20 protein-coding genes are annotated in these 17,807 nt (G+C 42.7%); 19 read left to right on the plus strand and 1 reads right to left on the minus strand.

Translation table 11 applies throughout. The annotated features are described in order from the left end of the window. Positions 1-12 precede the first annotated feature (12 nt). From HUS26_RS06095 to HUS26_RS06135, 9 genes are all read left to right on the plus strand, one after another. Entirely contained in the window at positions 13-1,263 is a 1,251-nt protein-coding gene (locus HUS26_RS06095) for a tetratricopeptide repeat protein (RefSeq protein WP_173916305.1), read from the plus strand. A 27-nt stretch (positions 1,264-1,290) separates the two neighbouring features. Next, positions 1,291-1,857 (plus strand): ReoY family proteolytic degradation factor, encoded by a 567-nt coding sequence (locus HUS26_RS06100; protein WP_173916306.1) that lies wholly within the window; start codon positions 1,291-1,293, stop codon positions 1,855-1,857. A gap of 83 nt (positions 1,858-1,940) precedes the next feature. Continuing rightward, positions 1,941-2,396 carry a DUF2487 family protein gene (locus tag HUS26_RS06105; RefSeq protein WP_173916307.1) on the plus strand — a complete coding sequence of 152 codons (456 nt, stop codon included), beginning with the start codon at positions 1,941-1,943 and terminating at the stop codon, positions 2,394-2,396. Positions 2,397-2,528: 132 nt separating this feature from the next. Further along, positions 2,529-3,026 carry a ubiquinol-cytochrome c reductase iron-sulfur subunit gene (locus HUS26_RS06110; RefSeq protein WP_173916308.1) on the plus strand — a complete coding sequence of 166 codons (498 nt, stop codon included), beginning with the start codon at positions 2,529-2,531 and terminating at the stop codon, positions 3,024-3,026. Between the two features lie 12 nt (positions 3,027-3,038). After that, the gene (qcrB, locus tag HUS26_RS06115; RefSeq protein WP_173916309.1) at positions 3,039-3,713 is read left to right on the plus strand and encodes a menaquinol-cytochrome c reductase cytochrome b subunit; all 675 of its coding nucleotides are present in this window, start codon (positions 3,039-3,041) and stop codon (positions 3,711-3,713) included. A 28-nt stretch (positions 3,714-3,741) separates the two neighbouring features. Further along, positions 3,742-4,569, plus strand: coding sequence for a menaquinol-cytochrome c reductase cytochrome b/c subunit (locus tag HUS26_RS06120; protein WP_173916310.1), 828 nt, complete (start codon positions 3,742-3,744; stop codon positions 4,567-4,569). 65 nt (positions 4,570-4,634) lie between these two features. Continuing rightward, entirely contained in the window at positions 4,635-5,219 is a 585-nt protein-coding gene (locus HUS26_RS06125) for a DUF1405 domain-containing protein (protein WP_254434144.1), read from the plus strand. 56 nt (positions 5,220-5,275) lie between these two features. Continuing rightward, complete coding sequence (locus tag HUS26_RS06130) at positions 5,276-5,980, plus strand: sporulation protein YpjB (RefSeq protein WP_173916312.1); 705 nt, start codon at positions 5,276-5,278, stop codon at positions 5,978-5,980. A gap of 66 nt (positions 5,981-6,046) precedes the next feature. After that, positions 6,047-6,721 carry a zinc metallopeptidase gene (locus HUS26_RS06135; protein ID WP_173916313.1) on the plus strand — a complete coding sequence of 225 codons (675 nt, stop codon included), beginning with the start codon at positions 6,047-6,049 and terminating at the stop codon, positions 6,719-6,721. 237 nt (positions 6,722-6,958) lie between these two features. Here the strand turns inward: HUS26_RS06135 and HUS26_RS06140 are convergent, their stop codons facing one another. Beyond that, a complete protein-coding gene (locus HUS26_RS06140) occupies positions 6,959-7,834 on the minus strand; it encodes a YitT family protein (RefSeq protein WP_173916314.1) in 876 nt (291 codons plus the stop codon). Between the two features lie 145 nt (positions 7,835-7,979). On the opposite strand from HUS26_RS06140, the gene HUS26_RS06145 reads away from it, so the two are divergent. The 10 genes from HUS26_RS06145 to dinG all read left to right on the plus strand — a co-directional run bounded on the left by HUS26_RS06145 (position 7,980) and on the right by dinG (position 17,794). Further along, a complete protein-coding gene (locus tag HUS26_RS06145) occupies positions 7,980-8,321 on the plus strand; it encodes a nucleotide pyrophosphohydrolase (protein ID WP_173916315.1) in 342 nt (113 codons plus the stop codon). After that, positions 8,314-9,114 carry a 4-hydroxy-tetrahydrodipicolinate reductase gene (gene dapB / locus HUS26_RS06150; protein WP_173916316.1) on the plus strand — a complete coding sequence of 267 codons (801 nt, stop codon included), beginning with the start codon at positions 8,314-8,316 and terminating at the stop codon, positions 9,112-9,114. Before HUS26_RS06145 ends, dapB begins: the two co-directional genes overlap by 8 nt. Positions 9,115-9,126: 12 nt before the next feature. Continuing rightward, positions 9,127-9,534, plus strand: a complete 408-nt coding sequence (mgsA, locus tag HUS26_RS06155; protein WP_173916317.1) for a methylglyoxal synthase — start codon at positions 9,127-9,129, stop codon at positions 9,532-9,534. Between the two features lie 9 nt (positions 9,535-9,543). Then, the gene (gene bshA, locus HUS26_RS06160) at positions 9,544-10,668 is read left to right on the plus strand and encodes an N-acetyl-alpha-D-glucosaminyl L-malate synthase BshA (RefSeq protein ID WP_173916318.1); all 1,125 of its coding nucleotides are present in this window, start codon (positions 9,544-9,546) and stop codon (positions 10,666-10,668) included. Beyond that, positions 10,661-11,851, plus strand: a complete 1,191-nt coding sequence (locus HUS26_RS06165; RefSeq protein ID WP_173916319.1) for a CCA tRNA nucleotidyltransferase — start codon at positions 10,661-10,663, stop codon at positions 11,849-11,851. The genes bshA and HUS26_RS06165 overlap by 8 nt, the downstream gene beginning before the upstream one ends. Then, positions 11,827-12,819: a biotin--[acetyl-CoA-carboxylase] ligase gene (locus HUS26_RS06170; protein ID WP_173916320.1), complete on the plus strand. Its 993-nt coding sequence runs from the start codon at positions 11,827-11,829 to the stop codon at positions 12,817-12,819. The genes HUS26_RS06165 and HUS26_RS06170 overlap by 25 nt, the downstream gene beginning before the upstream one ends. After that, positions 12,812-13,633 (plus strand): 3-methyl-2-oxobutanoate hydroxymethyltransferase, encoded by an 822-nt coding sequence (panB, locus tag HUS26_RS06175; protein ID WP_173916321.1) that lies wholly within the window; start codon positions 12,812-12,814, stop codon positions 13,631-13,633. The genes HUS26_RS06170 and panB overlap by 8 nt, the downstream gene beginning before the upstream one ends. Positions 13,634-13,645: 12 nt before the next feature. After that, positions 13,646-14,506, plus strand: a complete 861-nt coding sequence (gene panC / locus HUS26_RS06180) for a pantoate--beta-alanine ligase (RefSeq protein WP_173916322.1) — start codon at positions 13,646-13,648, stop codon at positions 14,504-14,506. Between the two features lie 20 nt (positions 14,507-14,526). Then, positions 14,527-14,916 (plus strand): aspartate 1-decarboxylase, encoded by a 390-nt coding sequence (gene panD / locus HUS26_RS06185; protein WP_173916323.1) that lies wholly within the window; start codon positions 14,527-14,529, stop codon positions 14,914-14,916. Between the two features lie 85 nt (positions 14,917-15,001). Further along, on the plus strand, positions 15,002-17,794 hold the full coding sequence (gene dinG, locus HUS26_RS06190) for an ATP-dependent DNA helicase DinG (RefSeq protein ID WP_173916324.1): 2,793 nt from the start codon (positions 15,002-15,004) through the stop codon (positions 17,792-17,794). Positions 17,795-17,807 lie beyond the last annotated feature (13 nt).

Here is a 17,807-nt window from a genome sequence, read left to right on the forward strand (position 1 = left end):
AAGGAAGTAAGTATGGAGGAAATTCATAAAGCGATCCAGGCAATGGAAGCACAAAAAACAGAAGAAGCAATAGATATTTTACAAAACTACCTGCCGCAGGCTGACGAAGAGGAACGCTTTACGATTACTGAGCTTTATATCCAGTGGGGAATGCTGGAAGAAGCCAAGATGATTCTGCAGGAGCTTATGCAGCGATATCCAAAAGAAACGGAGCTGAAAGTCATGATGGCGGAAATTCATATCGATTTAAATGAAGATGAAGAAGCTATTGGTATTTTAAATGACTTTACTCCAGAAGATGAAGGATATCTAGAGGCCCTGCTCCAGCTGGCGGATCTTTATCAATCTCAAGGCCTTTTTGAAGTAGCCGAACAAAAACTTCTGACTGCAAAGCAGCTTGAGCCCAATGAAGCCATTATTGATTTCGCTCTCGGTGAACTTGCCTTTTCTAACGGGGAATATAACAAGTGTATTCCCTTCTATGAGAACGCTATGCATCATCAGCCGGTAATCGCAGATATTGAAGTAGCGACAAGGCTTGCTGAAGCATATGCAGCCAATGGAGAATTCGAACAGGCTCTCGAATATTTCCAGCAGGTACAGGAAGATAACCCTGAAGTGATGTTCCGTTACGGTTTTGTAGCTTATCAGGCTCAAAGAAATGATATAGCCATTAAAATTTGGGAAAAGCTAATAGATGAGGATCCTTATTATCAGTCGGTTTATCCCCTTCTATCAGCGGCATATGACGCTGAGGGCATGCCGAAAGAAGCTCTGGAAATGGCGAAAAAGGGACTGTCGAAAGATGAATATAACAAAGAACTGTATCATCTGGCAGGCTCTCTTTCACATAAAGCAGGAGATAAGGAAACCGGTTATAAATACATGAGGGAAGCTGTAGCTCTTGATCCAGGATATAAGAAAGCTGTCCTTTTCCTAATTGAAAATTATAAGAGTGATGGAGACTACGAAGCCATCATAGAATTAATTAACCAGCTGCTTTCCTTAGGAGAAGAGGACCCTAACCTTTATTTTGAACTTGCTAAAGCTTATGAGGAAGAAGAAGAATACGAACAGGCACTCGTTCATTATCAAACAGCCTATCCTTCCTTGAAAGAAGACGATGCCTTCTTAAAATCTTATGGATATTTCCTGATTGAAGAAGGAAGGATGACAGAAGGACGTAAAGTATTAGAAGAATACCTGGCCATTGATCCATCAGATACAGAAATTATAGAATTTGTTCATCGACTACGTGATTAATTTTATAAAGCGCAGGAGGGGCGCATTATGCAAACACCAATATCCGTTAATGAGAAGAAAGAATTTGTCCGTTGGTTCTTAAATCATTATCAATTGAAAAAGCGTGAAAGTGTTTGGATTCTAAACTACTTAATGAATCATGAATCATTGCTCACGAATGTGTGTTTTGTGGAAGACGTCAAGCTCTGTCCTCGTGGAATGGAAATAACAGCACAGGGAGTGAAGGACCCTCCATTTAGATTCTATAAGGGCCAAGTAATGACCAATGATGCTGAGAAGTCGTTTCACGATTTAAGAATGAATCAGGATGAACCGATATATATCCAGATGAATTTTGAAAACGCACACCAGTGCTCTATGTATGCTCTAGTGTTAGAGGATAACCCTTACCTGCCTAAAGATCACTACCTCAATGAAAATGACAGGGAGGAAGCAGAACAGCTGCTCTCTTCAAGCCTGCTTCTATACAAAAAAAGTGTGCTCGAAAAGCAAATTGATCAGTCTCTTGAGAAGGGAGACCAGGCCTCTTTTAAGAAGCTCGCTCAATCTTTGAGTGAAGTAAAAGAATCCTTGAAAAAATATGCTGTAAAGTAAAGTCAGCAGGAATTTTGCCTGTTGGCTTTTTTTTTTGTTTATTTTTAGTAGAATAAAAGAAGGCATGAAGGGAGAAGGATGAAATGCTATGGACAAAAAATGATTTAAAAATTTATCTCGCTGAAAAGGAATACGTAGACACCGTCTTTATTCCATTGGTTCCTTTTGATCCGGCTTCAGATAAAAATATGGAGAAAGAGGCCTTTCAAAACGAGATCAACCAGGTTTTCGCTCATTTACTCGAAAAAGAGTTTAAGGGCCGGATTCTCCTGTCTCCTTCCTATCACTATTTGACAGGAGAGCAGGAAAAGGAAGTAGATAGACTCAATCACTGGGTGGACTCCTATAAAAAACAGCCGTTTGAGCATGTGTTTTTGTTTACACTGGATCCGAAATGGAAAAAATATGAACGTCAGCTGGAAGGACAGCTTCTCTGGATTCCGGGACTGGGAAGTGGGGATCTTCAGTCTACAGAAACCAAATCGTTTATTAAAGAACAGGCAGGCCAAGTAAGCGATTTAATACAAGCCTACTGGTAACTGTTAAAACTTTCATATAGCTCGGATATTTTATTGACCGGGCTTTAAGATTACGCTATCATAGTAATGTCCTAGTAAACTGTATGTAACCGATCCATGTCGCATGGATTACAGCATAGAGGGGGGAAAAAAATGAGCGAAAAACAAAGAGTATCCCGTCGTCAATTTTTAAACTACACGCTAACTGGTGTTGGTGGTTTTATGGCTGCAGGAATGCTTGCGCCAATGGTAAGGTTTGCCATTGACCCTGTGTTAAAGCCATCCGCTGCTGGTGAATTTCAATCCGTGGCATCAGTTGATGAAATTACAAACGAACCGCAAAGATTCGAGTGGATGGTTGACCAAGTGGATGCATGGTATGAATCTGAAGTGCAGAAAACGGCTTGGGTTTATCGTACGGAAAATGACGAGATTGTTGCTCTTTCACCAATTTGTACACACTTGGGTTGTACAGTCGATTGGGGTTCGAATGAAGAGTACCCGGATCAGTTTTATTGTCCATGCCACGCGGGCCGCTACACTAAAGATGGTGTAAACGTACCAGGGACACCGCCGACGGCACCGCTGCCAGTCTACGAACACAAAGTTGAAGAAGGAATGCTTTACCTTGGTCTAGCACAAGAAAGATAGGGGGCGAAATTCATGCTGCAAAAAATTTATGACTGGGTCGATGAGCGTATTGACATCACACCATTATGGCGTGATATCGCCGACCACGAAGTGCCAGAACATGTCAATCCGGCCCACCATTTCTCAGCATTTGTTTACTGTTTTGGTGGTTTGACATTCTTTGTCACTGTTATTCAAATTCTTTCAGGAATGTTTTTAACAATGTATTATGTTCCTGATATCGAAAATGCCTGGCAATCTGTTTATTACCTACAAAGAGAAGTAGCATATGGTCAGATCGTTCGTGGTATGCACCACTGGGGCGCTAGTCTAGTTATCGTAATGTTATTTCTACATACTTTACGGGTGTTTTTCCAGGGAGCTTACAAGAAACCGCGTGAGCTTAACTGGATGGTAGGGGTATTATTATTCTTTGTTATGCTTGGTCTTGGGTTCACAGGCTACCTGCTTCCATGGGATAACAAAGCTTATTTTGCAACAGTAGTTGGTCTTGAAATTGCTGCGGCTACACCTTTTATCGGTGATATGCTTCTTACTTTGCTAGCCGGGGATCCGAACATCGTAGGAGCGCAGACACTTACTCGATTTTTTGCGATTCACGTGTTCTTCCTTCCAGCAGCATTATTTGGATTAATGGGAGCACACTTTGTATTAATCCGTAAACAAGGAATCTCCGGTCCACTATAAAATCGAATGACGAAAAGGAGGGAAAGCTGTGCATAGGGGAAAAGGGATGAAGTTCGTCGGTGACTCCCGAGTAACCGCCGAACAACGAGCGAATTTACCTAAAGATTATTCAGAATACCCTGGTCGTACGGAAGCATTTTGGCCGAACTTCCTTCTAAAAGAATGGTTGGCCGGTTCAGTCTTCCTCATTGGCTTTCTAATTTTAACGGCTGCTCACCCGTCACCGCTTGAGCAACAGGCAGATCCAACCAATGCAGGTTATATTCCACTGCCAGACTGGTACTTCCTGTTTTTGTACCAGTTTCTTAAATATCAGTACGCAGGTGGAGACTTTATTGTTTTAGGTGCGATTGTCATGCCGGGTCTGGCTTTTGGAGCATTATTACTTGCTCCGTTCTTGGACAGAGGTCCTGAACGTCGTCCATTAAAGCGTCCGATTGCTGTAGGGCTTATGATGCTCGGCTTTATTGCGACTTTCTGGTTAACTTACGAATCTGTCTCTCACGTGGATTACGCAGAGCGCAGTGAACAGTATGCGGTTGATGTTGAAGCTGAAGAAACTGAAATCGATACTGAAGCTGCCGGTTATGAGATCTATCAAAATAACTGCGCGAGCTGTCACGGAGGTAACTTAGAAGGTCAAGGAAACTACCCTGCATTACTGGATACACAACTTCCTGAAGAAAACATTAAAGATATCGCTCAAAATGGTATCGGTGAGATGCCTGAGGGGATTTTTGAAGGGTCTGAAGAAGAACTTAACGCTCTAGCTGCTTTTGTAGCCAATCCGACCGGTGAAGAAGGCGGAGAAGGTGAAGGAGAGGGCGAAGGCGGAGAAGAAGGGTCCGAAGAATAACATAATCTGGTATAAGCCGTGCTCTTCCTTCAGAGCACGGCTTATTTATGAGCGGAGGAGTAAGCGTGAGAGAATTTACGAACTACATATTAAATCATCGTACCTTTTTGATTTTACTGTTACTTATAAACATAGCAGGAACGATTTACGGATATGTATGGTATGGGTATCAGCTTGCTATAACAGACCCTATCTTTTATATTTTCGTTCCGGATAGTCCGACAGCCAGCTTGTTTTTTTCCATATTTCTTACTTTTTATATCTTCCGTAAAAATGTTCCTTATATTGAAGCGCTGGCTATGATTACCCTTTTAAAGTATGGAGTCTGGGCGGTGGTTATGAACGGCCTTACCCTGATGGAAAATGGAGAGCTTCCCTGGACAGGCTATATGCTGATTATGTCTCACGGGGCTATGGCCATACAAGGTTTATTATATGCTCCCTATTATAAAATTAGAATTAAGCATATTATTTTGGCGGCTATTTGGACGCTGCACAATGACGTCATCGATTATGTGTTTGAACAAATGCCTATTTACTCTTCGATCATGGATCATTTGCAGGAAATTGGCTACTTTACATTCTGGCTCAGTATAGCCTGCATAGCGATCTGTTATTATATGACTCAATCCCGTGTTCGACCGGTCTAATTGCTGCTCTCTCCTCATAGACTGTTGTAAGATCGTTCAAAAGGGGAGAGGCAGGAATGGGACGAGCTATTGCCGCAGTTTTACTAATGATGTTGGTATCAATCCTTTTATGTGTACAAGCTACAGCCACTACAAGCCCCGATCATGGTAAATGGGACTCATTTGTTACTCAATATCACTACCTTCTAGCCGATGGCAAAACAGAGCTTGCAGAAAAAATGCTGAATAATCGACTGTCAGAAATGGAAACCTATTATGAAGGACAGCCTATACAGCAGGAACAGACGTTTGAGAAGCTTAAGTCAGAAGCCGTGGAAGCACCGGAAAAAGCAGCTCGATTTTTATCTTTTCTGGAAGTCAGTGCGAACCCAGAGCCAAAACAGCTTCTGGCGCTAAAAACTTCCGCGCTTCAAGTTCAAGTAAAAGAAGCAGAAATCAGCCCTCAAGCGGCTGCAGAGCAATGGGAACAGCTGCTGCCTGTGATGGGAATATATTTTCCAACTGATCAAATAGAAGCTGTTTCTCAGATAATGAGCGGCTATGTAATGAATGGATCACCGGACTCTGTTCAGCCTCTGATTGACAGCCTCGAGGTTCTTGCAGTAGAAGCCGAGAAAGACACCCAGTATGATGCTGTGATCTGGACAGTTATCATTATTGGGACGACGATTTTACTTACGCTTGGATATGTGAGCTTTCGCAAGTTCCAGGCAGAAAAATCCCAGAAAAAATCCCGCTCAAAACAGAAGCTAAATAGTTGATTTTTCTTAGTTATTTGACTAAAATTGACCTATATAGCAGTACACATCTTAGTTGGGGGAATGTAAATGGAATTTCTCATTTATTTTGCTATAATCTTGATCGTGCCGATTTGGGCATCATCAAGGGTGAAAAGCACGTATAAAAAATATTCAAAAGTGCCGACCTCTTCGTCTATGACGGGAGCAGAAGTAGCTCGTAAAATCTTAAATGATAATGGAATCTTTGATGTAACGATTGAAGAAACCCGCGGTATGCTTTCAGATCATTATGATCCAAGGAATAAAGTTATCCGTTTATCGAGAGACATCTATCACGGCCGCTCGATGGCCGCTTCAGCTGTTGCAGCTCACGAAGTTGGTCACGCGATTCAGGATGACCAGGGATACGCTTTTCTGAAGTTTAGAAGTTCACTTGCGCCGCTAGCGAGCTTTGGGTCTAACAGCTCAATCTTCTTGATCATCGGTGGTATTCTGCTCAGTTGGTCAGGATTATTGTTAGCCGGTATTGTGTTCTTTGCTTTAGCGGTGTTGTTCCAATTTGTCACTCTGCCGGTTGAGTTTGATGCATCAAACCGGGCCATGGGCCAGTTGGTTTCAACTGGCGTTATCCGTAACGACGAAGAACGCCAGACGAAAAAAGTACTCAATGCTGCAGCGTTAACTTATGTAGCAGGTGCTTTAGTAGCATTAGCTGAATTACTTCGATTTGTTTTCATGTTTGTAGGCATGAACCAGGAATAAATAAAACCCCTTCTCAACCATGAGAAGGGGTTTTATAGTTGTTAGCAATTATATTGATTTATCGCTGTAGACGTGTACTCTCTAATTACATGAAAGCTGTCGGGAAAGAAGTGGTATTCGCTCCCGGCGTCGAGCGTGCATTCTAAGAGATAAGAAATTAGTCAGTTCGAGTTAATTGCAAACTTATACCACCGCTTGAGTCCTTCCGCTAAAATAAATAGTTGAGTGAAACAAAGGCTAATCATTGATTGGCCTTTTATTTTCATCAAGTGTAAAGCCTTCGCCGGCTACATCACTTACATGGCTGACCGTTACAAACGCATGAGGGTCGATCCGGTCAATAAGGGTTTTTAATCGGACAATTTCATTTTTCCCTATCACACAGTAGAGGACATCTCTTCGTGCTCCCGTAAATGAACCTCTTCCCTGAAGGACAGTGACACCGCGATCCATCTCTTCTAAGATCTTTTCAGAAATCTGCTGGCTTCTGTCCGAAATAATGGTCGTACCGCGGGCGGAATAAGCTCCCTCCTGAATGAAATCAATCACACGTGCTCCTACAAATACGGCGACGAGTGTGTACATACCTTTAATATGATCTAAGTAAGTAACAATGGAAGTGAAAATAACAACAGCATCAAATACAAACATAGCACGGCCCATGCTCCATCCTAAGTATTTATTCAGCAGACGGGCGATAATGTCTACACCGCCCGTTGTTCCGCCATAGCGGAAGATGATACCTAAGCCGACACCAATACAAACGCCGGCGAAAAGGGCAGCGAGAGTCAGGTCAGAGGCCAGATTAATTTCAATCATAAATATTTGGGAAAGCCAGATAAAAAAAGAAACAGAAAAGATTCCAATAAGAGAATAGAAGAAGGTTGTTCTCCCTAAAATACGCCACCCAATAATAAGAACTGGAATATTGAGGAGAATATTCATTAATGCCGGGTCCCAGTTAAATAAATAAAGCAGAAGCAAAGTGATTCCTGTAAAACCGCCTTCCCCTAACTCATTTTGAATGTTAAAGTGTACAAGTCCGAAAGAAAAAATAGCGGCACCTAATAAAATAAAGACGATATTTTTAACTTTTAATCCGAAAATTTTCATTAAATGTTCACCCCCGTTTTTCGCTCACGCTAACCATTATAGTGAATTGCCCTTCAACCTACAATCTTTAGTTCTAAAAATTTGTCAAAACTCCGCGTTTTGGCTAACATTACAATAGATAAGGCTTAAGCAAAGGAGTTTTTAGATGAACTATTCCACGAAGGAAATACAGGAAAGAGTAGACCGGTACATATCACAATTTAAGGAAGGTTATTTTTCTCCGTTAAGCCTGCAGGCCCGTTTAACAGAAGAAGTTGGAGAAATGGCTAGAGAAATTAATCATCTGTATGGAGAGAAACCAAAAAAATCGACCGAAAAAGAAAAAGCATTGGAAGAAGAACTGGGTGACGTGATTTTCGTACTCACATGTTTTGCAAATTCATTAAATATCGATCTATCGGATGCTTTTGACCGGTCCATGAGTAAAATTGAAGTCAGAGACCGTGACCGATGGACAAGAAAAGAAGGAGAGACAAACGATGAGTAAAATTAAATGTATTGTGGCAGGCCCGAGAGGAAAAATGGGGAGTGAAGCACTAAGATTAATTGAAAAAGAAGATTCACTTGAGCTTGCGGCATGTATTGACCGAAAGCATGAAGGAGAGCTTGTCAAAAACATCCCCGGGCTGCCTGACCTTGATGGTGTTATTTATACAGATGCAGAAGCTTGTTTACTAGAGACAGAGGCAGATGTCCTGATCGACCTAACGACGCCCGAGTATGGGTATAAGCATACAAAACTCGCTTTAGAAAATGGTGTCCGTCCGGTTGTAGGAACGACTGGTTTTACAGAAGACCAGCTTGATGAATTAAAGGAGCTGGCAGAAGAGAAACAGCTCGGAGCAGTCATTGCCCCTAATTTTGCAGTGGGTGCTGTTCTTATGATGCAGTTTTCTAAATGGGCGGCGAAGCATTTTGATGATGTGGAAATTATTGAAAAGCACCACGACCAAAAGTTAGACGCTCCTTCAGGTACAGCTGTTAAAACAGCTCAGCTGATCCAGGAGGAAAGAGAGTCTCATAAGCAGGGACACCCTGATGAAAAAGAAACCATCTCAGGAGCGCGAGGTGCGGAAATGGATGGAATGCGCATTCACAGTCTTCGCCTGCCGGGTCTTGTCGCCCATCAGGAGGTCGTATTTGGAGGCCTGGGACAGACATTAACCATTAAGCATGATTCTTATACCAGAGAATCATTTATGTCAGGTGTTAAGCTTTCGGCTGAACAGGTTATGAATTTTACCGGACTCGTTTACGGTTTAGAACATTTGCTTGACTAAAGGAGGCTGCTTATGAATATTGCTCTGATTGCGCATGATGAGAAGAAACAGGAAATGATTCAATTTACAGTGGCTTACAAAGATATTTTGAAGAAGCATATGCTTTTTGCTACGGGAACAACCGGAACGAAAATCGAAGATGCTACCCAGCTGCCGATCGTAAAATTTCAATCTGGACCGTTAGGCGGAGACCAGCAAATCGGAGCAAAGATTGCTGAAGAGCAAATGGATATCATCATATTTTTGAGAGATCCGCTCACGGCCCAGCCTCATGAGCCTGATATTACAGCACTGCTTCGTTTATGCGATGTTCATCAGATCCCTGTTGTAACAAATCTGGCCGGTGCAGAAATTGTTATTCGTGCCTTGGACCGTGGAGACATGGACTGGCGAAATATAGTGAAAGAAAAGAAAGACTAGGTGTAAGTTATGACGAAAATTGGCATCACCTGTTATCCCACTGTAGGAGGTTCAGGTGTCATTGCAACAGAACTAGGAAAATTATTAGCCGAAAAAGGACATGAGATTCATTTCATAGCATCACAGGTCCCTTTTAGATTGAACAGGGTTTATCCAAATATTTTTTATCACGAAGTAGAAGTGAGTAATTATCCAGTCTTTCAGCACCCTCCTTACGACTTGTCGCTCGCGAATAAGATGGCGGAAGTAATCGATCGGGAGGAGCTTGATATTTTACACGTTCACTATGCCATGCCGCATGCGGTATTAGCTATTCTTGCAAAGCAGATGTGTGAACGAGATGTAAAAATAATAACAACTCTCCATGGGACAGACATTACTGTGCTTGGGATTGATTCAAGCTTAAAGCGGATGATTAGATTTGGCATCGAACAATCGGACAGGGTGACAGCTGTGTCTAACAGCCTGGTTAGGCAGACGGTCGAGCAGCTCGAGACGAACAAACAGATGGATGTCATCTATAACTTCGTTGATGAGAGAGAATATTACCGAAAAAAATCTACTTTAAAAGCTCAGTTCAATATTGAAGAAGATGAGAAGGTTATTATTCATATTTCCAACTTTCGTAAGGTGAAAAGAGTTCAGGATATTATTAAAGTTTTTAAGGAAATCTCTAAAGAAACACCTTCTAAGCTTCTGCTCATAGGAGACGGCCCGGAATATGCAGAATGTTATCAGCTCGTTAAGAGCCTTAACCTTGAAGAGCATGTATTATTTCTAGGGAAACAGGATAACGTCAGCGATCTGCTGTCTATGTCAGATTTAAAGCTGCTGCTTTCTGAAAAAGAGAGTTTTGGCCTCGTTCTTCTTGAAGCGATGGCCTGCGGGGTTCCTTGTATTGGGACAAATATTGGCGGTATCCCTGAAGTTATTGATCATGAGGTGACCGGTTTTATTGGAGAACTCGGTAACATTAAACAACTAAGCCAATATGCGATTGAACTTCTTAAAGACGAGGAGAAACTCGCGGCATTTTCCGACCGTGCGGAAAGAGCAGTGAAGGAAAAATTTTCTTCTTCTTTTGTCGTTCAACAATATGAAGAGTTGTATGCCCAGGTGTTAAATAATGAATAATCAAATGGAAAAGGCGTTTGAAATCATTGAAAAGATTAATGCGGCAGGCGGGACGGCACATGTTGTCGGCGGTGCGTTAAGAGATGCACTGCTGAACCGGGAAATCGGGGATGTTGATATTGCGACATCGCTTGAACCTATGCAGATAATAGATCTGTTTGAAAAGGTTATTCCTGTTGGGATTGAGCATGGGACTGTCCTCGTCCGCTACCGTTCGGAGTCTTTTGAAGTGACCACTTACCGGAAAGAAGAAGGATATGAGGATTACCGCCATCCTGATAAAGTCGCTTTTATAAGATCAATTGAAGAAGATTTAGCGCGCAGAGACTTTACTATTAATGCCATGGCGATGGATCATACAAAAGAAGTTATCGATCCTTTTTACGGTAAGCAGGATTTACAAAACAGGGTGATCAGAGCTGTAGGTGATGCAGAAGTCAGGTTCAAAGAAGACCCGCTTAGGATGATGAGAGCCCTCCGTTTCTGCAGCCAGCTTAAATTTACGTTAGAAGAGTCTACCTTTCAGGCGATTACTCGTCTAACTCATTTACTCGAGCATATTTCCATCGAACGAATTGCTCTAGAATATGAGAAGCTTATGGCAGGCAAAGGGTATAAGAAAGCCATTGAGATATGCAAAGATGTCGGTCTCTACCGTTACCTGCCTGTCTTTAAGGAGCAGCCTGAATTGATCCATCACGTCCCAAAAGCAGCCTTGAAAAATTTTGCCGATGTTATTACTTTTTACTGTGAATATTCTTCTATTTTCAGTGTGAACGACTGGGTTAAGCAGTGGAAGCTCTCCAATCAGGTAAAGAGAGAAGCTGTTCAATTGTCTTCTGCCATTGAGCAATTCAAAAAAGGCGAAAAACAGGCGTGGATTGTGTACAAGCTTCCGGATCCTTTAATCAGCCGTCTCATAGAGGTAGGATTTGCTCTTGGGTACGAAATAAACGGGGAAGAGCTGACGGATGAGCACAGAAAGCTTGCGATTAAAGACAGGAAGGATTTGGCTTTTCAAGCCGAAGACCTTCTGCAAGTATATAAGGATCAACCAAAGGGACCCTGGATAGGGAAGCTTCTCGAATCAATCGAGTACGCGGTGGTTACTAATCAGCTGCCTAACCATTATCAATCTATAAAGGAATGGATTATAGAATGGAATCTACCCGAAACCGATTAATACATTTACTTAATGAGAATGAAGGCTATCAATCCGGACAGGACCTTTCCGAGAAGCTTAGCATTTCAAGAACAGCTGTTTGGAAGCATATGAAAGAATTGGAGAAGGACGGCTACCAGATTGAAGCCGTTCAGCGAAAAGGGTATCGTATCGTGTCATCTCCGGATAAAATCAGCGAAAATACGCTGCAATGGGGACTGAAAACCGAGTGGATGGCCAAACAAATGCATCATTTTGAAGAAGTGACTTCTACACAGGATGTAGCTCACCAGCTGGCTAAACAGGGTAAGCCCCACGGTACAGTCGTTATCGCTGATCAGCAGCTAAAAGGCAAGGGAAGAATGGAACGGCCATGGGATTCTCCAAAAGGAAAAGGTATCTGGATGAGCGTTCTGCTTCGGCCAAAATTGCTCCCGATTCAGGCGCCTCAGCTGACACTTCTTGCAGCTACAGTGCTCGCAGAGGTAATCGAACAGCAGACAGGACTAAAGCCGCAAATCAAGTGGCCGAATGATATTCTGCTGGAGCATAAAAAAATGGCCGGCATTCTAACAGAAATGCAGGCGGAACAGGATCAGATTCAATATGTAGTGCTTGGAATGGGGTTAAACGTGAATCAGAAGCTGGAGGACATTCCGGAAGCATTGCGTCACAAAGCAACCTCGTTACTGGTGGAAACAGATGAGGAGTGGGGCATCCAGGAAATGATCCAGGCGATTCTTACTCAATTTGAAAAGACATACGACCGCTTTATTGAAGAAGGTTTTCAGCACATTAAACAGACTTGGGAAAATTATGGCTATAAAATAGGCGAAGAAGTTGAAATTTCAACTTTACGCAAAAGTTGGAAAGCCACACTTCTCGGCATAGAACCAGACGGTGCACTGCGGGCGAAAGATCAAGATGGGAAAGAAGAAAAACTCTACTCAGCGGAAATACATTGGGGAGAGGGAGGTTATCATGCTTAACAAAACAAAGTTTCAAAAAATGAAAGCTGAAGAAGACAAGATCACGATGATTACAGCTTATGACTATCCGTCAGCTAAAATTGCCGAAAAAGCAGGGATGGATATGATTCTGGTCGGTGACAGTTTAGGGATGGTGGTCTTAGGATACGATTCCACCATTCCTGTAACCGTGGAAGACATGTGCCACCACGGCAAGGCAGTAAGAAGGGGTGCGCCTAATACTTTTGTAGTAGTTGATATGCCGTTTATGTCCTATCACATTTCGATGGAAGAAACAATGAAGAATGCAGCCAAGCTTTTTCAGGAAACCCGGGCACAGGCGCTGAAAGTAGAGGGAGCCGGTGAGGTGCTTTCTACGATTGAACGCCTAACTCAGGGAGGAATTCCTGTTGTCGGCCACTTAGGGTTGACTCCCCAGTCTGTTAATGTGTTAGGAGGATATAAAGTACAAGGGAAGGATGCCGAGGCTGCCGAACAGCTGCTGCAGGACGCCAAGGCAGTAGAAGAAGCTGGTGCTATTATGCTTGTACTTGAATGCGTGCCTAAAGAACTAGCAGAAATGATTTCTAAAGAATTGTCGATCCCAACAATTGGAATCGGAGCTGGAGCTTCAGTGGACGGGCAGGTACTCGTTTATCATGACATTTTAAAATACGGAGTCGACCGTCTTCCTAAGTTCGTTCAATCCTACATGGACAGCAATGAAACGGTGACAAGCGCCGTTCAGTCTTATGTACATGATGTAAAAGCAGGGGATTTTCCGGCAGAAGAGCACACCTTTACAATGGATCCTTCATTATTGCCGAAAAGATAGGAGTTTTAGAGTATGCAAGTGTTAGAAAGTATCCAAGCGGTTCAGCAAAGCAGCCAAGCTTTTAAAGCAGTCGGGAATAGCGTCGGCTATGTACCAACGATGGGCTATTTGCATGAGGGACATATCGAGCTCATTAAGAGAGCTAAGAAAGAAAATGATATTGTGATTCTTAGTATTTTTATAAATCCGCTCCAATTTGGGCAAAATGAAGACCTGGATGCTTATCCAAGAGACCGTGAACATGACTTAAAGACTGCAGAAGAGCATGGGGTCGACGTCGTCTTTTATCCAACGGAATCTATCATGTACCCTCGACCGATGTCTCTGGCCATTTCTGTTAATAAACGAACGGACGTTTTATGCGGACGCAGCCGGCCGGGCCATTTCGAAGGGGTTGTAACGGTACTTACTAAGCTGTTTAATATTTGTCAGCCGGACAGAGTATATTTTGGAATGAAAGATGCCCAGCAGGTCGCAGTCGTCGACGCTCTTATTGAGGATTTCAATTTTCCAGTTGAGCTTGTCGCTGTGTCTACTGTACGAGAAGAGGACGGGCTGGCGAAAAGCAGCCGTAATGTAAACTTAAGTGCAGAAGAAAGAGCAGAAGCCCCGGCTATTTTGGAGGCGCTAATGCTCGGACGATCACTCGTTGAAAATGGGGAAAAAAATCCTGTCGAGATCAGAGCGCAAATTAGACAGTTTCTTGAAAATAAAACTCATGGTAGAATAGACTATATTGAGTTATTATCTTACCCTGCACTAGAGGCTGTTGATACTGTGAAAGGACAAGTTATCTTGGCAGCGGCTGTTCATTACAGCAAGGCGAGGCTGATTGATAACATCGTCTTTGAGGCAGACGGCACAGCAGGTTAAGTGATCAAGGAGGAAACATCGTGTTTCGAACAATGATGAAAGCAAAAATTCACCGTGCCCGCGTAACAGAAGCCAATTTAAATTACGTGGGAAGCATAACGATAGATCAGGATATATTAGATGTGGTAGGAATACTTCCCCACGAAAAAGTTCAAGTCGTCAATAATAATAATGGTGCACGTCTAGAAACCTACGTCATTCCCGGCGAAAGAGGCAGCGGGGTAGTCTGCTTAAACGGTGCTGCAGCCCGTCTTGTACAGCCTGAGGATGTTGTTATTATTGTGTCTTACGCTATACTTAGTGAAGAAGAGCTTGCAGAATTCAAACCGAAAATCGCGCTTATGGACGAGAATAACGATGTGGTTGAGGTCATAGAAGAAGAACCGCCGCTTACCGCAGTTACTTTATAAATATTAAGTCACGAAGTAAGGATCTTGGCCGGGTTATACAGGCAAGATCCTTATTTTATGCCGGCAGGAAAAGGAGGGGATTTTGTTGGCAGCTTTTGCAATTGTAGATTTAGAAACAACAGGCAATTCATCCACTCAAAAAGACCGGATCATTGAGATAGGAATCGTTGTTTTAAAAGACGGGAAAGTCATAGAGGAATTCTCAAGTTTAGTATATCCTGAGCGGAATATCCCTCCTTTTATTACGTCATTAACAGGCATTTCAGAAGAAGATGTCTCCCATGCCCCGCTGTTTTCGGAAATTGTGGAAGAAGTTTATAAGCTCTGTCAGGGAGCTTACATAGTAGCTCACAACATTGAATTTGACATGCGTTTTTTAAACGCTGAATTCAATCTTTGCGGTTACCCTTCTTTAAACAACCCTATTTTGGATACAGTAGAGCTTGCTAGAATACTGCTTCCGACATCCGCAAGTTTTAAATTAGGACGGCTGGCTGAGAAGCTCAGCCTCGGCCATGACCAGCCGCACCGTGCACTTTCAGATGCCCAGGTCACGAGTGATCTTCTCATTTATCTGCTGGACGTTTTAAAGAAGCTGCCAGAGCGGACACTTACTCACCTGCTAAAGGTTTCTGACCATTTAAAAAGTGAACTTCGGCCATTCATCGAGTCGGCGATCGAGTATGAAAGGTATCAAGTGCAGGATAGTGAAGACCATCACATATGGCACGGTATCGCTGTGAAAAAGATTCCTGAGGTTTCAAGCTCCTCAGCGCCTCCTTCAGAGGAATTCTCTGAATGGACGAATCAGGTTTTTCAAGGGGAAAGTGGATTGAAAAATCATATTAAAGGATATGAGTACCGTAAAGGGCAGCAGGAAATGGCAGAGAAAGTGTATCAGTCATTTGTTGATAATCAGCACGCTATGATTGAAGCAGGGGCAGGTACAGGGAAATCGATCGGCTATTTATTGCCGTCTCTTTATTATGCATTAAAATACAACCAGAAAATTGTCGTCTCTACACATACGACCGCCCTGCAGAATCAATTGTTATATGAAGAAATACCTAAGCTCGCTAAGCTTACCAACCGTCCTGTGAACACGGTGCTTTATAAGGGAAGAAGCCATTATATCAGCCTTCTGCATTTCCGGTACGAGCTTGATCACTCTCAAGATGATAACTACGATACAGCTCTTGCGAAAGCCATGATCCTAGTCTGGCTGACAGAAACAACGACTGGAGATATTGATGAAGTACAGCTTCCTTCCAACGGGGAGCAGTTTTGGCATAAAATTTCTGCTGAGCAGGCAGGAAAAACAACGAAGGCAGAAGCGGCGGGTACGTATTTCATGTGGGCGGAAAAGAGAGCAGAAGAAGCAGACATCGTCATTTCGAATCATTCCATCCTCTGCCTTGATTTAATCAGTTCCAAACCTTATCTGCCTTACTATGACAAAGTGGTTATCGATGAAGCCCATCAGCTCGAAACGGTAGCCAGCAGGTATTTTGGGATCAAGCTGAATGTAAAAGAACTTCAAAAACAGCTTTCTCAGATGAATGACAGTCTGACTGATAAATCGGTGACAGCAGGTGTTCCTCAATTGAAGCCTAAGGTGGAAATTTGCCGATCAGCTATTGATGAAGCAAAAGAAGAATTGGCCCAGCTTTCTAAATTTCTATACAGCCGTTTAAGAAGAAAGAGAAAAAAATCGGATCTTTCCAAAAATGATATTGGGAGAATTCAATTATCGCTTAACGAAGTAAAAGATCCATCTATCCTTATCACTGCTCATGAAATGGTTCAGAGGTTTTTAGGGCGCATGAGTGAGACTGGACGGGGAATTCAGTCGGTCATTGATCAGCTCGTTGTTACCGATCAGTTAATGAGTGATACCGTTGAGGATATTATCATAAGCCGGCTTAAGCACTCGCTAGGCATTTGTCAGCAGATGAAAGAACATCTCGGCTGTTACTTTACGGATTTGAATGAAGAAGAAACAAAATGGATTGAGATTGATGGAGAAGGTCCCAATCATTCGACCTTCTTATTCAGCGAACCGGTTCATCTAGAGGAACTGCTTCATGACGAACTATTTAGCAAAAAGGAAAGTGTCGTCTTAACGAGTGCGACACTTACAGCTAACAAGTCATTTTCCTATATTAAGAAAAGTATCGGTCTATACGATGATGAGAACCTCATTGAAGCCAGCATTCCTTCTCCCTACCGATTTGATGAAAATGTCCGGCTAATGATCCCAAATGACTTTCCTAATATAAAGGATGACCCTGACGAATATGTGTTAGCCGTTGGAGAAGCAATCTACTCAATGGCTCACGTAACGAAAGGAAGAATGCTCGTATTATTTACTTCCTATGAAATGCTGCGCAAAACATATGAGCTGTTGAAAGAGTTAATTCTGCCCGAGGAATATATGATTTTCGGGCAGGGGGTCTCAAGCGGCAGCCGTGACCGTTTGAAGAAAAACTTTCAGGCTTTTGACCAGTCGATTTTGCTTGGAACCAGCTCATTCTGGGAAGGTGTCGACATTCCTGGCGATGATTTGTCCTGCCTGGTGATCGTAAGGCTTCCGTTCCACCCGCCTGACCAGCCGGTACAGAAGAGAAGGGAAATGGAATTAAAAGAAGCCGGAAGAAATCCTTTTATGGAATATTCCCTTCCTCAGGCGATTCTTCGATTTAGGCAGGGATTTGGCCGATTAATACGGACGAGTACCGACAGAGGCATTGTTTTTGTATGTGATCAGCGTATTATGGAAGCGAGATATGGAAAGTATTTTATAAATTCGATTCCGAAGGTTCCGATGTCCTATGAATCAACGTCTAAATTAATCAAGGATATGGAAGAATGGCTATAATTTTAAGCGGATG

This window comes from Halobacillus sp. Marseille-Q1614 (assembly GCF_902809865.1).
GTDB lineage: Bacteria > Bacillota > Bacilli > Bacillales > Halobacillaceae > Halobacillus_A.

Coding starts and splice junctions, on each gene's coding strand:
- HUS26_RS06165 (WP_173916319.1), top strand. CDS start 10,661: ATGAATAATCAAATGGAAAAGGCGTTTGAAATCATTGAAAAGATTAAT.
- mgsA (WP_173916317.1), top strand. CDS start 9,127: ATGAATATTGCTCTGATTGCGCATGATGAGAAGAAACAGGAAATGATT.
- HUS26_RS06110 (WP_173916308.1), top strand. CDS start 2,529: ATGAGCGAAAAACAAAGAGTATCCCGTCGTCAATTTTTAAACTACACG.
- HUS26_RS06100 (WP_173916306.1), top strand. CDS start 1,291: ATGCAAACACCAATATCCGTTAATGAGAAGAAAGAATTTGTCCGTTGG.
- HUS26_RS06140 (WP_173916314.1), bottom strand. CDS start 7,834: ATGAAAATTTTCGGATTAAAAGTTAAAAATATCGTCTTTATTTTATTA.
- HUS26_RS06130 (WP_173916312.1), top strand. CDS start 5,276: ATGGGACGAGCTATTGCCGCAGTTTTACTAATGATGTTGGTATCAATC.
- bshA (WP_173916318.1), top strand. CDS start 9,544: ATGACGAAAATTGGCATCACCTGTTATCCCACTGTAGGAGGTTCAGGT.
- HUS26_RS06105 (WP_173916307.1), top strand. CDS start 1,941: ATGCTATGGACAAAAAATGATTTAAAAATTTATCTCGCTGAAAAGGAA.
- qcrB (WP_173916309.1), top strand. CDS start 3,039: ATGCTGCAAAAAATTTATGACTGGGTCGATGAGCGTATTGACATCACA.
- panB (WP_173916321.1), top strand. CDS start 12,812: ATGCTTAACAAAACAAAGTTTCAAAAAATGAAAGCTGAAGAAGACAAG.
- panC (WP_173916322.1), top strand. CDS start 13,646: ATGCAAGTGTTAGAAAGTATCCAAGCGGTTCAGCAAAGCAGCCAAGCT.
- HUS26_RS06170 (WP_173916320.1), top strand. CDS start 11,827: ATGGAATCTACCCGAAACCGATTAATACATTTACTTAATGAGAATGAA.
- HUS26_RS06135 (WP_173916313.1), top strand. CDS start 6,047: ATGGAATTTCTCATTTATTTTGCTATAATCTTGATCGTGCCGATTTGG.
- HUS26_RS06095 (WP_173916305.1), top strand. CDS start 13: ATGGAGGAAATTCATAAAGCGATCCAGGCAATGGAAGCACAAAAAACA.
- HUS26_RS06145 (WP_173916315.1), top strand. CDS start 7,980: ATGAACTATTCCACGAAGGAAATACAGGAAAGAGTAGACCGGTACATA.
- dapB (WP_173916316.1), top strand. CDS start 8,314: ATGAGTAAAATTAAATGTATTGTGGCAGGCCCGAGAGGAAAAATGGGG.